General features: G+C 68.1%; 12 protein-coding genes. 9 read left to right on the forward strand and 3 right to left on the reverse strand.

From position 1 onward, the window contains the following. The first annotated feature begins 7 nt into the window (after window positions 1–7). The 3 genes from ACWPXK_RS26425 (at window position 8) to ACWPXK_RS26435 (ending at window position 3316) form a co-directional block, all read left to right on the forward strand. On the forward strand, window positions 8–931 hold the full coding sequence (locus ACWPXK_RS26425; protein WP_454198917.1) for a 3-methyladenine DNA glycosylase: 924 nt from the start codon (window positions 8–10) through the stop codon (window positions 929–931). A gap of 175 nt (window positions 932–1106) precedes the next feature. Beyond that, a complete protein-coding gene (locus ACWPXK_RS26430; RefSeq protein WP_454198855.1) occupies window positions 1107–2672 on the forward strand; it encodes an LVIVD repeat-containing protein in 1566 nt (521 codons plus the stop codon). Between the two features lie 2 nt (window positions 2673–2674). Continuing rightward, window positions 2675–3316 (forward strand): DUF305 domain-containing protein, encoded by a 642-nt coding sequence (locus ACWPXK_RS26435; protein ID WP_454198918.1) that lies wholly within the window; start codon window positions 2675–2677, stop codon window positions 3314–3316. 13 nt (window positions 3317–3329) lie between these two features. Here the strand turns inward: ACWPXK_RS26435 and ACWPXK_RS26440 are convergent, their stop codons facing one another. Continuing rightward, entirely contained in the window at window positions 3330–4088 is a 759-nt protein-coding gene (locus ACWPXK_RS26440; protein WP_454198856.1) for an NAD(P)H-dependent oxidoreductase, read from the reverse strand. A gap of 292 nt (window positions 4089–4380) precedes the next feature. Between ACWPXK_RS26440 and ACWPXK_RS26445 the strand changes: the two genes are divergently transcribed. Together ACWPXK_RS26445 and ACWPXK_RS26450 are read left to right on the forward strand one after the other, a co-directional pair. After that, a complete protein-coding gene (locus tag ACWPXK_RS26445) occupies window positions 4381–5115 on the forward strand; it encodes a PaaI family thioesterase (RefSeq protein WP_454198857.1) in 735 nt (244 codons plus the stop codon). A 46-nt stretch (window positions 5116–5161) separates the two neighbouring features. Further along, window positions 5162–6037, forward strand: coding sequence for a hypothetical protein (locus tag ACWPXK_RS26450; RefSeq protein ID WP_454198858.1), 876 nt, complete (start codon window positions 5162–5164; stop codon window positions 6035–6037). Here the strand turns inward: ACWPXK_RS26450 and ACWPXK_RS26455 are convergent. Together ACWPXK_RS26455 and ACWPXK_RS26460 are read right to left on the reverse strand one after the other, a co-directional pair. Next, window positions 6031–6600, reverse strand: coding sequence for a hypothetical protein (locus ACWPXK_RS26455; RefSeq protein WP_454198859.1), 570 nt, complete (start codon window positions 6598–6600; stop codon window positions 6031–6033). The genes ACWPXK_RS26450 and ACWPXK_RS26455 overlap by 7 nt on opposite strands. A gap of 459 nt (window positions 6601–7059) precedes the next feature. Next, a complete protein-coding gene (locus tag ACWPXK_RS26460) occupies window positions 7060–9240 on the reverse strand; it encodes a malate synthase G (protein ID WP_454198860.1) in 2181 nt (726 codons plus the stop codon). Between the two features lie 242 nt (window positions 9241–9482). Here ACWPXK_RS26460 and ACWPXK_RS26465 point away from each other — a divergent pair, with 242 nt between their 5' ends. From ACWPXK_RS26465 to ACWPXK_RS26480, 4 genes are all read left to right on the forward strand, one after another. Then, entirely contained in the window at window positions 9483–10223 is a 741-nt protein-coding gene (locus ACWPXK_RS26465) for an SDR family NAD(P)-dependent oxidoreductase (protein WP_454198861.1), read from the forward strand. Then, the gene (locus ACWPXK_RS26470; protein ID WP_454198862.1) at window positions 10220–11272 is read left to right on the forward strand and encodes a zinc-binding dehydrogenase; all 1053 of its coding nucleotides are present in this window, start codon (window positions 10220–10222) and stop codon (window positions 11270–11272) included. Before ACWPXK_RS26465 ends, ACWPXK_RS26470 begins: the two co-directional genes overlap by 4 nt. Next, window positions 11269–11898: a TetR/AcrR family transcriptional regulator gene (locus tag ACWPXK_RS26475; RefSeq protein ID WP_454198863.1), complete on the forward strand. Its 630-nt coding sequence runs from the start codon at window positions 11269–11271 to the stop codon at window positions 11896–11898. The genes ACWPXK_RS26470 and ACWPXK_RS26475 overlap by 4 nt, the downstream gene beginning before the upstream one ends. Before the next feature lie 227 nt (window positions 11899–12125). Further along, window positions 12126–12662: a DM13 domain-containing protein gene (locus ACWPXK_RS26480; RefSeq protein WP_454198864.1), complete on the forward strand. Its 537-nt coding sequence runs from the start codon at window positions 12126–12128 to the stop codon at window positions 12660–12662. Window positions 12663–12861: the final 199 nt, after the last annotated feature.

A 12861-nucleotide genomic window follows, 5' to 3' on the forward strand; every position in this document is an offset into this window, starting at 1 on the left:
CGTGACCGTGCGGGTATTGCCTGGCGCGCGGTGGCGGGCGGCCGCCGCGGCGCACCGCGCCCGGCTCGATGATCTGGTCGGGCCGTATCTCGAACGGCGGGCGCAAGGGTCCTCGCATCCGGTGATCGACTTCTTGTTCACCTATTACGGTCACAAACCCGCCCAGCTGCGCCGCTGGCACCCGGGGTACGGCATCGCGCTCGCCGACGCGGCCGAGTACGACGGCGCCCGCGGATATCACCGCGTCACCATGGACAGTCCGGCGATCGATGCGGGCGATGCCGCGCCCGGCAACGTCTTCACCGCCGACCCCGCGTATCTGGCCAAGCGCTACGACACCCTCGCGTTCGTCGCGAATCTCTTGCGCGCCACCGCGTCCCGGCCCACCCAGCTGTCCTGTTTCGGCCTGCACGAGTGGGCGATGGTGTACCGCACCGACGATATCCGCCACCAGCAGGTGCCGTTGCGGCTAGGACGGGCGGGCACCGATGCGGTGGTCGAATCGATGTCCTTGCGCTGTACCCATTTCGACGCCTACCGCTTCTTCACCCCGGAAGCCGTCGGCCGCAATGCCGATCCGCTGACGCGCGCCGACCAGCTCCGCCGCGAACAGCCGGGCTGCCTGCACGCGAACATGGACTTGTACAAGTGGGGCTTCAAGCTGGTCCCGCTGATCTCCTCCGACCTGCTGCTGGACTGCTTCGAGATGGCCTGCGCGGCCCGGGAACTCGACATGCGCGCCAGCCCCTACGACCTGTCCCGGTACGGCTACGAGCCGGTCCGCATCGAGACGCCCGCGGGCCGTGCGGAGTACGTCCGCGCACAGTCCGCGCTGGCCGAGCGGGCGGCCGAGTTGCGCCGGACCTTCCTCGGCGTCTGCGACGAACTGCTGGCCTCGGACGAACGAATCGGCAGCGGCCGCCGGGACTGACGTCGTCGCAGGCGCCGATTCGGCGAAAATCTTCGCGAATCGTGCCCGGGATTCGCCGAAACCCTCCTTCAAGTTAACGAGTATTACTACCATTCAGTCAGTTCGGTGACTGTCCCAGTCAGCCCGGACTGCCCGGTTCCGAAGACGAAGTTGGGGGGACGCGACGATGCGCCCAATGGCCAGACTCTGCCGCGCCAAAACGCTGGTTCTGTTCACCATCGGCATGGTCACGGCCATGCTGCTGCCCGCGAGCGCCTCGGCTGATCCGCAATCCGGCATCCAGAACGCCATCCACGAATTCCTCGACGTCGGGCGCACTTCGGTCCCCCGCGCGAACTGCGGACCCGGCTCCGCGCCGGAGAATGGTCTGCAGGGCGACGTCACCGCGGCCGACCGTGACAGCGGGCGCAGTACCCAGGGCTACCGGTGCAACATGTCCTTCGTCGGGGGGTACGCGGGCCGCGGCGCGGGCATCACCTCCACCAGCTTCGAGCACTGCGCGTATCTGGGCTCGTTCTTTCCCGGCAACCTGATCAGCGAGGGACGCGGCGTCCAGGTTTTGGACGTGTCCGATCCCGCGAATCCGCGCCCGACGGTCACGCTGACCGAGCCCGCCATGCTCGCGGGCACCTGGGAGAGCCTCAAGGTCAACACCGAACGCAAACTGCTGGTCGGCACCGGCGTTCCGGTCGGTGAAGGTGTCGGCTATCTGTCGGTGTACGACGTCTCCGATTGCGCGTACCCGCGGCTGCTCAACCCGGGGCCGGGCACGAATATGCTGATGCCCCTGCCGATCACCACGCACGAGGGTGGCTTCTCCCCGGACGGCAACACCTATTGGGCGTCGGGGATCGCGCCCGGCTTCGTCAGCGCTATCGACCTCGCCGATCCGGCCCATCCGCGCGTGATCTGGCAGGGGTTGACCGGCATCGAGGCGCACGGGTTCGGCATCAGCCCGGACGGCAACCGGATGTACATCTCCGCCCTCGGCGGATTCACCGTCCTGGACATCAGCGCGGTGCAGCGCCGCGACCCGAATCCGCAGGTGCACCATATCGGCCGGGTGTTCTGGACGGACGGCTGGGCCACTCAGCACAGCGTCCCGGTCAGCTACGACGGCAAGCCCTACCTGTACACCGTCGATGAGGGTGGTTCCGGCGGTGTCAAACTCATCGACATCTCCGACGAGACCGCGCCCAAGGTGGCCGGCAAGATCAAGCTGGAAATCAACCTTCCGCAGCACATCGACAGCAATATCGGCTCGTCCATGGGCGGATCCGCGTTCGCGTACGAGTCGCACTACTGCGCCGCCGACCGCCAGGACAATCCGACCGCGCTGGCCTGCGGGTGGATCTCCTCCGGCATCCGGGTCTTCGATATCCGCGATCCGTTCGCCATCCGCGAGATCGCCTACTACAACCCGCCCGCCCGCACCGGCCAGAACCTGAGCCTGTGGAACTCGCCGCACGCGCTGGCCTCGATCATCGGCGTGCCCTTGATGAGCACGCCGCCCGCGGTGCGCGCCGTGCTGGAGGGACAGTTCAACCCGCACGACGCCACCACGCCCCGCACCGGCCGTCTCGCCTTCGGCGACGTGTCCACGGACTGGTGTTTCTCGCCGCCGGAATGGCGCGGCTCGCAACTCTACGTCGCCTGTTCGGACAACGGATTCATGGTTTTGCAGCTGGATGACGAGGTGTATTCGCCGCCGCCGGACCAGAAGTCGATCGTGGGGTCGTGACGATGTCATCGTGGACCCGAACCGCGGCCGCGGCGTCCGCGGCCTTCGCGCTGCTCGTGCTCGGCGCCGCGTTACGACCGCTGGTGTTCCCCGAAACGCCTTCCGTAACAAAGATTCTCACTGCGGTGGAAATCGGTTTCGCGCAGGACATGACCGCCCACCACCAGCAAGCACTGCTCATGGTGCAGCGGCTCGACCGCGCCGCCGATCCGGCGGTCGCCCGATTGGCCGAGCAACTCGACCGCACGCAGCGCCTGGAGATCGGGACCATGCTCGGCTGGTTACGCCTGGCAGAGGCGGCCCCGGCCGCCGCGCGTCCGATGGCGTGGATGCCCACCGCGCATCGGCATTCGGCCACCGTCCCCGCCGCGTCGGCCGTGAGCCCGGGAGCCATGCCGGGGATGGCGACCACCGCCGAGCTCGACGCCTTGGCGGCGGCGCGCGGCCGCGAGGCCGAAATCCTGTTTCTCCAGTTGATGTTTCGCCACCATCGAGGCGGCATCGCGATGGCCGAAGCCGCCGACAGCTTGCTGCACTCCGGTCCGGTCAAGGAGTTCGCCCGCGCGATGATCCACGGGCAGGGTCAGGAAGCCGGGGTGCTAGGGATGCTGCTGACCCAGCGTGGGGCCGTCCCGCTGCCCTGACCGCGTCGCGTAGTCAGGACGCCACGTGCAACCCGAACCCGGTCGCGCCGTCCGCCTCGCGGCCCGGCTCCAAGCGCAGACTGCGGTCGTAGTCGCCTCCGCCCTGCGGGCGGTACCGGATCGGGTCCAGTCCCGGCAGGTCCGACATCCGGCGCCGTAGGTCGTCCGCGACCTCCTCGAAACGCTCCGAGCCGAGCCGGATCGTGTCGTGCACCAGGAACGGCGGCAGCACGTCCATACCCGTGTAGTACAGGATGCCGTGGTGGATCGGGAACAGCAGATCATCGACCGGCCCGTTGATGCCGCGATCGGAATACGACGGCTGCTTGCCTCCGATGCCGACCACCAGCATCGCGCGCCGTCCCGCCAGCACGCCCGCTCCGTACCTCGGCACCGCCTTGCCTCCGGCCCCGTAGGCGAAGCCGCACGTGAGGACCCGATCCGCCCAGCCTTTCAGGATGGCGGGCAGGCCGAACCACCACAGCGGGAAATGCAGGACCACGGTGTCCGCCCAGAGCAGTTTCTGCTGCTCGGCGCGGATGTCGGGGCTGAGTGTCCCGTTGTGATAAGCCTCGCCGGAGGCGAGCATGAAATTGCTTTCCTCGACAGAGCCGAAATCATCGGTGTCGGCAGCGGCTTTCCAGCCCATCGCGTAGAGATCCGTGATCCGCACCTCGTGCCCGTCCGCCCGCAACTGCTGCACAGCAACGTCTTTCAGCGCGCCGGTGAGTGAGTCCGGCTTCGGGTGGGCGTACACGATCAGTACGTTCATGCCAGCTTTCGTCACCCTCGGCGCAACAGCGGTCGTCATGGCGGAATTCCACCGAGCCGTCGACCTGCACGGACGTATGGCGCCGCGGCGAGTGGAATGCCGGGGCGGTGCGGCGTGTTGCCACTGCCGAGACGATCCGGCCAGCTCTGGTCACCGGCGAGATCATCCTCGTCGACGGCGGCCGGTCGGCGGCGTGACCAGTTCCGCACCGCGGCGCGAGAGCATACCCGGTCCGGCGGTATCGTCTGACGTGACCGGATCATGATCGTCGCCGGGAGAGGTTGAGCTACCGATGATTCGCACCGATGCGTTCACCGTGCCGGGACACGTGCGTGGCTATCCGGGCGTGGCGTTCGGCGGGTACGTGGCGGGACTGCTCGCCTCCGCGAGCAGCGCTGCGGAAGTGCGCGTGGACTTCCGGCGCGCGGTCACCGTGGACACCCCGATCATGCTGTCCTCCGGCAGCTCCGGCGGTGCCACGCTGACCGATCAGGACGGCACCGTGCTCGCCGAAGCGTCGGCGTCGGTGGTCACGATCAGCCCACCACCAGTGCCCACCTGGGCGGAGATCCAGGCGGCCACGGCCACCGCGCAGGTCCTGCGCAAGATGAGTCACTGCTACGGCTGCGGCGCCGCCTGCCCGCCCGGCCGCGGGCTGCGGCTGTCGCCTTGGGCCGTTTCCGCGCACGACATGGTCGTCTCCGCTTGGACGCCCGACCCGTCCCTCGGTGGACCCGACGGCCTGCTCGCCACCGAAAACGTCTGGGCCGCCTTGGATTGCCCGGGCGGCTGGTCCGCGATGGCGCTGCGCGACCTGCGCCCCGGCGCGGTCACCGCGGCCCTCACCGCCACCCAGTTCGAGCCCGTCCGCGCCGGCGAGCCCTATATCTCCTACGGCTGGCCGATCTCCCAAGACGGCCGGAAATACATGGTCGGCGTGGCCCTGGCCCGCGCCGACGGAACCCTCTGCGCACTCGCCGAAGCCCTCTGGATCCAACCCCGCCAGGCATTGCCGATCGATTGGTGATACGCGCCACCGCTACCTGTCGGTGGCTATCGGTACCGTGCGCGCTATGCCCTCGTCGGTACACGAAGTTCTCATCGAATTGGTCCGGCGCAGACCGACTTTGGTCGCCGAACTCCTGACTTCCACACTCGGACTGGCACTTCCCGAGTACGATCACGCGCGCGTCGACTCCGGCGACCTACCGGATATCGAGCCGACCGAGTATCGCGCCGATCTGGTCGTTACCCTCACGGCCGCCACCGTCCCCGTCCTCGGGATCGTCGTCGAGGTTCAGCTCCAACGCGACGACGACAAGACATGGAGCTGGCCGGTCTACCTGACCACATTGCGAGCCCGCCTGCGCTGCCTCGTGCTGCTGGTCGTGGTCTGCCCCAACGAGCGCGCCGCCGGGCACTGCCGTCGTCCGATCACCGTCGCGCCCGGATTCACGCTCTCACCGATGGTGCTCAGCCCGGCCAACGTGCCGGTGGTCGGCGACGCCGATACCGCCCTCGAGCGCCCCGACCTGGCCGCCCTGTCCGCCATAGCCCATCGCAACGACCCCGAACGCGACTCGATTTTCACCGCCCTCGCCGCGACTGCACACCACTCCGCGGACGGCAAAAGGTACATTGACCTGGTACTGGCCGCACTGCCGAAAGCGGCGGCCCGGCACTTTCTGGAGATGCTGATGATGACCGACACGTCCCCGTACTACAGCGAGTTCTTCAATCAGCTGCACGCCGAAGGCAAAGCCGAAGGCAAAGCCGAGGCAGAAGCCAACGCGTTGCTGACCGTGCTCGAGGCCCGCGGATTCGACGTCCCAGCGGCACTGGACTCCAAGATCAACGCCTGCACCGACCACACCCGACTCACCGCCTGGCTTGCCCGCGCCGCCACGGCGAACACCCTCGAAGAGGTCTTCGACGACCAGGTTCAGTGATCGTCCACGAACCGGTACCACTGCCGGTCGAACGCGGCGTACTCGATGCCGTCGATGGCGGGCGGGCCGAGGTGGGGTGGGGTTGCCGGGTCGCGGAAGTAGGCGAATCCTTCCGAGTTCGATTCGCCCGCCTGGGTGTAGAACAGGCAGCCGCCGTCGCGGGGTGTGATGAAGGTGATGGTGTAGAGGCCCAGGCGGGTGCGGTGACCTGGGTTGACGCAATCGGCGGCTTGGTCCTCGAGGATGGCGCGGGAAAGTTTCCAGCCGGTGCTCTGCGGCACGCCGTACAACGTCAGCCCGAGCAAGACCGCGATGAGGACGGGTGACGCGAGGCTGTAGAAGTAAGCGCGGTAGCGGAGCAGTCCGAGCAGTCCGAACAGGGTGGCGATCCCGCCGAGCACGCCGAGTACCACCCACAGCACGACCAGGGTCGGGAACGTCCCCTCGGCGGCCAGCTGCCAGAACAGCGCTGCGCAGCAGACCGCGATACACGCGGTCAGCAGTCCCATCCACAGCACGAACCAACGGGGAGTGCGCGTGCGCACGGGACCTGCGGAGTTCACGTGTTCAAGATACGAGGGACAACGGTTTCACGCGCGGGTATCGATACCGAATCGCCCGCGCTCGGGGCGATCACGACGCTCACTCACCCATGTCAGGCCGGTCCACACACGACCGGACGGTGAAACAAACATTCCGGAACGTATCGATCCGGCCGAGAAAGGAAAATCCCCCGGCCAATGCTCCTGACCAGGGGATTCAATGCTCTAGATCCGCATGCGCCGCAGGCTCACAGCGGCGGGAAGCCCGCCGATCCGGTGGCCATCCAATTCCAGAACATCGCCGCGCGGTTGACGACCAATGCCACGATGTCGAGCACAACGCTTCCCATGAATCTTCCTCACAAATAGACGATCTCGTGCGGCACCCAGGGTAACGGACCGATAAACAGGATCGAAACTCGTGAAAAGCACGAATCCCCCGGCCGTGACTCGGCCAGGGGATTCGCGACACCCGCCGGACTAGACGCAGGCCAGGGCCTTCGCCTCGCGACGACGGCGGTGCAGGATCGGCTCGGTGTATCCGTTGGGCTGCTTGGTGCCCTCCAGGATCAGTTCCTTCGCCGCCTGGAAGGCGATGCTGCCCGCGAAGTCCGGCGCCATGGGCCGGTAGTTGGGGTCACCGGCGTTCTGCCGGTCCACGACGGGGGCCATCCGCTCCAGGCTGGCCACCACCTCGTCGGCGGTGACCACGCCGTGGCGCAGCCAGTTCGCCATCAGCTGGCTGGAAATACGCAGGGTCGCACGGTCTTCCATGAGCGCGACGTCCTTGATGTCGGGCACCTTGGAGCAGCCGACGCCCTGGTCGATCCAGCGCACCACGTAGCCGAGGATGGACTGCGAGTTGTTGTCCAGTTCCTGGCGCTTCTCCTCGTCGGTCCAGTTCGGTTCGGCGGCCAGCGGGATCTGGAGGATCTCGTCGACGGTGGCGCGGCGGCCGCCCTTGGCGATCTCCTGCTGCCGCTTGAACACGTCGACCAGGTGGTAGTGGGTCGCGTGCAGGGTGGCGGCGGTCGGCGAGGGCACCCAGGCGGTGTTGGCGCCCGCGCGCGAGTGACCGATCTTCTGCGTGAGCATGTCGGCCATCAGGTCCGGCATGGCCCACATGCCCTTGCCGATCTGTGCGCGTCCCGGCAAACCTGCGCTGAGACCTGTATCGACGTTCCAGTCCTCGTAGGACAGGATCCACTGCTGAGACTTCATGTCGGCCTTGCGGACCATCGGCCCGGCCTCCATGGAGGTGTGGATCTCGTCACCGGTGCGGTCGAGGAAGCCGGTGTTGATGAACACCACGCGCTCGGCGGCGGCCTGGATGCACGCCTTCAGGTTCACCGTGGTGCGGCGCTCCTCGTCCATGATGCCGACCTTGAGGGTGTTTCGCTCCAGGCCGAGGACGTCCTCGACCCGGCCGAACAGCTCGTTGGTGAACGCGACCTCGTCGGGGCCGTGCATCTTCGGCTTCACGATGTAGACCGAGCCGGTGCGGCTGTTGGTCAGCTTCGCGTCACCGGCCAGGCTGTGCTTGGCGATCAGCGAGGTGATCAGCCCGTCCATGATGCCCTCGGGCACCTCGTTGCCCTCGGCGTCGAGGATCGCGTCGGAGGTCATCAGGTGACCGACGTTGCGCACGAACAGCAGCGAACGGCCGTGCAGCACCAGCTCACCGCCGTCCAGCGCGGTGTACACGCGGTCGGGGTTCATGGTGCGGGTGAAGGTCTTGTCGCCCTTGGTGACCTTCTCGGCGAGGTCACCCTTCATCAGGCCGAGCCAGTTGCGGTAGCACAGCACCTTGTCCTCGGCGTCCACGGCGGCGACCGAGTCCTCGAAGTCCATGATGGTGGTGACCGCGGACTCCAGCACGACGTCCTTGACGCCCGCGGTGTCGGTGCTGCCGATCGGCGACTGCGGGTCGATCTGGATCTCGATGTGCAGGCCGTTGTGCTTCAGCAGCACCGAGCTCGGCGACTCCGGATCACCCAGGTAGCCGACCAGCTGGGAGGCGTCGGCCAGACCGATGCTGGTGCCGTCCTCCAGGCCGACCTCCAGCTCGCCGTCGACGATCTTGTAGTAGCTCGAACCGATGTGCGAGCCGGTGATCAGGGTGACCGCGTCGTCGAGGAAGTTGCGCGCCCACTCGATGACCTTGTCGCCGCGCACCTTGTTGTAGCCGGTGCCCTTCTCCGCGCCATTGGCCTCGGAGATGGCGTCGGTGCCGTAGAGCGCGTCGTACAGCGAGCCCCAGCGCGCGTTCGCGGCGTTGATCGCGAAGCGGGCGTTCATCACCGGCACCACCAGCTGCGGGCCCGCGGTAACGGCGATCTCGTCGTCGACGTTCTGGGTGGCGATCCGGAAATCGGCGGGCTCGGGCCGCAGGTACCCGATCTCGGTCAGGAAGTTCTTGTAGGCGGCCTTGTCGTAATTGGCGCCGGGGTGCTCGGCGTGCCAGGCGTCCACCTTGCCCTGGATCTCGTCGCGTTCGGCCAGCAGGGCGCGGTTGCGCGGAGCGAGATCGTTGATGACCTGTTCGGCGCCGGCCCAGAACGCGGCGGAATCGACGCCGGTACCGGGAAGCGCCTCGTTCTCGACGAATTCGTGGAGAACGCCGGCCACCTGGAGCCCGCCGACCTGAATCCGCTCTGTCATCTACTGCCTCACTTCCGAGAAAGCCAAGTGGGAAACAGGGTCATGTTACCCGCGGGTAGTGGTGCCACCGCGCGCCGGGTCATCCGGCCTCTGCCCCATCCATTCCGCCACGCCGTGGTGAACAGGTTCGTCGCCCGGCGGGTCTTGCGGCCGTCGGCGGTCGGCCGCACAGCCCCTTGATCGTATCGCGGGGCCGATTTAATGTACTGATCGGAACATTTACCCACACAGCAGGAGTTCAGGTGTCACTCACCGACAAGGTCGCCGTCGTCACCGGGGGGAGCCGGGGCCTGGGCAAGCAGATGGTGCTCGCGTTCGCCGAAGCGGGCGCGGACGTGGTGATCGCCAGCCGCAAGCCGGACGGATGCGCCGCCGTCGCCGAGGAGGTGACCGAGCGGTTCGGCCGCCGCGCCCTGCCGGTCGCCTGCAACGTCAGCGACTGGTCGCAGTGCGACGCCTTGGTGGAGACGGTCTACGCGGAGTTCGGACGGGTCGACGTGCTGGTCAACAATGCCGGGCTGTCGCCGCTGTACCCGAGCCTGGATCAGGTCACCGAGGCATTGTTCGACAAAGTCATCGGCGTGAACCTGAAAGGACCGTTCCGGCTGTCGGCGCTGATCGGCGGTCGCATGGCGGCCGCGGGAGGCGGCTCGATCATCAACATCTCCTCGATCGAGGCGACCAGACCGGAGCCGTTCGCGGTCCCCTACTCGGCGGCCAAGGCCGGGCTCGGCGCTCTGAGCGGAGGGCTGGCCCAGACGTTCGCGCCGACGGTGCGGGTGAACACCATCCAGTGCGGCCCGTTCGCCACCGATATCGCCAGCGCGTGGCCAGACGAGCTGCGCATCGAACTCACCAAGCACAACGCACTGCGGCGCGTGGGAGAGCCGGACGAGATCGTCGGCGCCGCATTGTTCTTCGCAACCGATGCTTCGGCGTTCTGCACCGGAGCGACCCTCGCCGTGGACGGAGGCTGGCGATGAAAGCACTGACCTACGAAGGCCCGGAACGGATTTCCTACTCCGATCGTCCCGACCCCGCGCTGCCCGGACCCGACGGCGCGATCGTCCGGGTCACCGCCACCGGTATCTGCGGCAGCGACCTGCACATCTACGGCGGACACGGTTTCGTGTCCACCACCGGCTACTGCGTCGGGCACGAGGCGGTCGGCGAGATCGTCGAACTAGGGCCGCAGACCCGCGGCTTCTCCGTCGGAGACCGCGTGCTGGTGCCCGCTTCGGTGGGCTGCGACAGCTGCGCCCAGTGCCGCGCCGGGATCGTCGCCGCGTGCGCTCGGCACCCGCTGCCGGTCGACGCCTGCTACGGGCTCGGCGGCTCGCTGCTGCCGGGCTGCCAGGCCCAGCTGCTCGCCGTCCCGCACGCCGCGGGCAACCTGGCGAAGCTGCCCGACGAGGTGAGCGACGCGGCCGCCGTCGTCCTCACCGACAACGCGCCCACCGCGTGGTACGGCGCCCGCCGCGCCCGGATCGCGCCGGGCGACACGGTCGTGGTGATCGGGCTCGGTCCGGTCGGGCTCATGGCGGTCCAGTCCGCGTTCGCGATGGGCGCGGCGCGGGTGCTCGGCGTCGACCTGCTGGCCGAACGCCGCAAGCGAGCCGCCGATCTCGGCGCCGAGCCGGTCGAATCGGACGACCCGAAGCAGGCGATCCGCGAAACGCTGGGCGGCGGCGCGGACGTGGCGATCGAGGCGGTGGGCGCCGACGCCACCATCAAGCTCGCGATCAGCGCGGTCGGGCACCGCGGGCGGGTCAGCGTGGTCGGCGTGAGCCAGAACCGCGCCTACCCGTTCCACATGATGGCGGCGCAGGTGAAGGAGCTCGAGTTCCACATCGGACTGTGCTCGGTCCAATACGAACTGCCCACCCTGCTGAAACTCACCGCGGGCGGCAGGCTTCGGCCCGAAGCCGTGGTCACCCATCAGCTTCCGATGTCGGACGGACCCGCCGCCTACCGCATGTTCGCCGATCGAGCCGACGGTGTGGGCAAGGTCGTGCTGGACCCGGCCCGATGACCGCGCCGTCGCGCCGCCGCGGCCGCCCGCCCGCCGCCGAATCGACGGCGAGCGACACCAGGGACCGAATCATGCGCGCGGCGATCGACCTGTTCGCCGAGAAGGGATTCCACGGCACCGGCGTGGCCGAGATCGGCGAGCGCGCCGACGTGCAGCGCGGCGCGCTGTACTACCACATCGGCTCGAAGGAGGAGCTGCTGTGGCAGATCCTGCGCGACTACATCCAGCAGATGCTCGTCGACGCCGAACAGATCGCCGCGGGCCCGGACGATCCGATCGCCAAGCTGCGCAAGCTGATCCACAGTCACGTCCGGCTGATCATTCGCCATCAGCGTGCGGTGGCCATCCAGCTGCGCGACGTCGGCGCACTGACCGGCGAGCGCGCCGTCGAGCTCCAGGACCTGCGCGACCGGGTCCAGCGCTGCTGGCAGCGGGTCATCGACGCGGGCCACGCCGAGGGGCTGCTGCGCACCGACGACCACGTGGTCACCAACAGCGTGCTCGGCATGCTGAACATGGTGACGTTCTGGTACCGCCCGCACGGCGACCGCTCCCCCGGCGAGATCGCCGAGATCCTCGCGACCACCCTGCTCGACGGCGTGGTGACCGACGCCGCCAGGTCCTGAAGGACTACGCGCCCGGCGACCCGGTGTACCCGAGCGGATACCGGCCCGCGCTGCGGGAGAAGGCGTGCGAACTCGTGGCCCAGCGCCTCGAGCACATCGTCGGGAATCTCTGACCCGCGTGGACCGGACCACGGGCATGCCGCTCCCCGAGCCCGTTGTCCGGTGGAGACGCCGGCCTCCAGGCAGAATGAACTCGCAGGCCATGTGACGACGTCCGAGGAGATGCCATGGTGTCCGCACGCAGGATCACCCGTTCGCCGATCACCTGGATCGTCGCCGTGCTGGTGGTGGCCGGGCTCGGCGTCGGCCTGGCCCTGTTCCAGCCGTGGCGGTTGTTCACCGATACCGCCGTCCAGGAGGCGGCGCCGTCGGTCTCCGCCGGTCCGGCACCCGGTGCCGACGTACCGCAGCCCCGCGCCATCGCCCGCGGCACGTTCGTCTCGCATGAGCACGCGACGGCGGGCACGGTCGTGATCTTGCAACTGCCCGACGGCGGCAGGGTGCTGCGGTTGGAAGACCTCGACACTTCGGACGGGCCCGACCTGCACGTCTGGCTCACCGATGCCCCGGTACGCGAGGGGCGCGACGGGTGGTTCGTCTTCGACGACGGCGTGCACACCGACTTGGGCAAGCTCAAGGGCAATCAGGGCAGTCAGAACTACACCGTGCCCGCCGACACGGACCTCACCCAGCTGACCAGCGTCGCCATCTGGTGCGACCGGTTCAACGTCTCCTTCGGCGCGGCCGAACTGCGGCCGGCCTGATCGACCGGGCGGTCAGGCGCACGATCGGCAGTGCCCGCCTGCACACCACTGGAAGGACCGGGAGGCACGCCATCGGCACGTCAGCGGGGCAGCTCCCATCAAGCCATCCGGGCACCGCTGATCGACGACGCGCTCAGAGACACCGCACCGCCGAAAAATGACCCGACAACGGCGGGTGCGCTGTGCCACCATGTGTTTC

It is taken from the genome of Nocardia sp. Marseille-Q1738 (genome assembly GCF_965283145.1).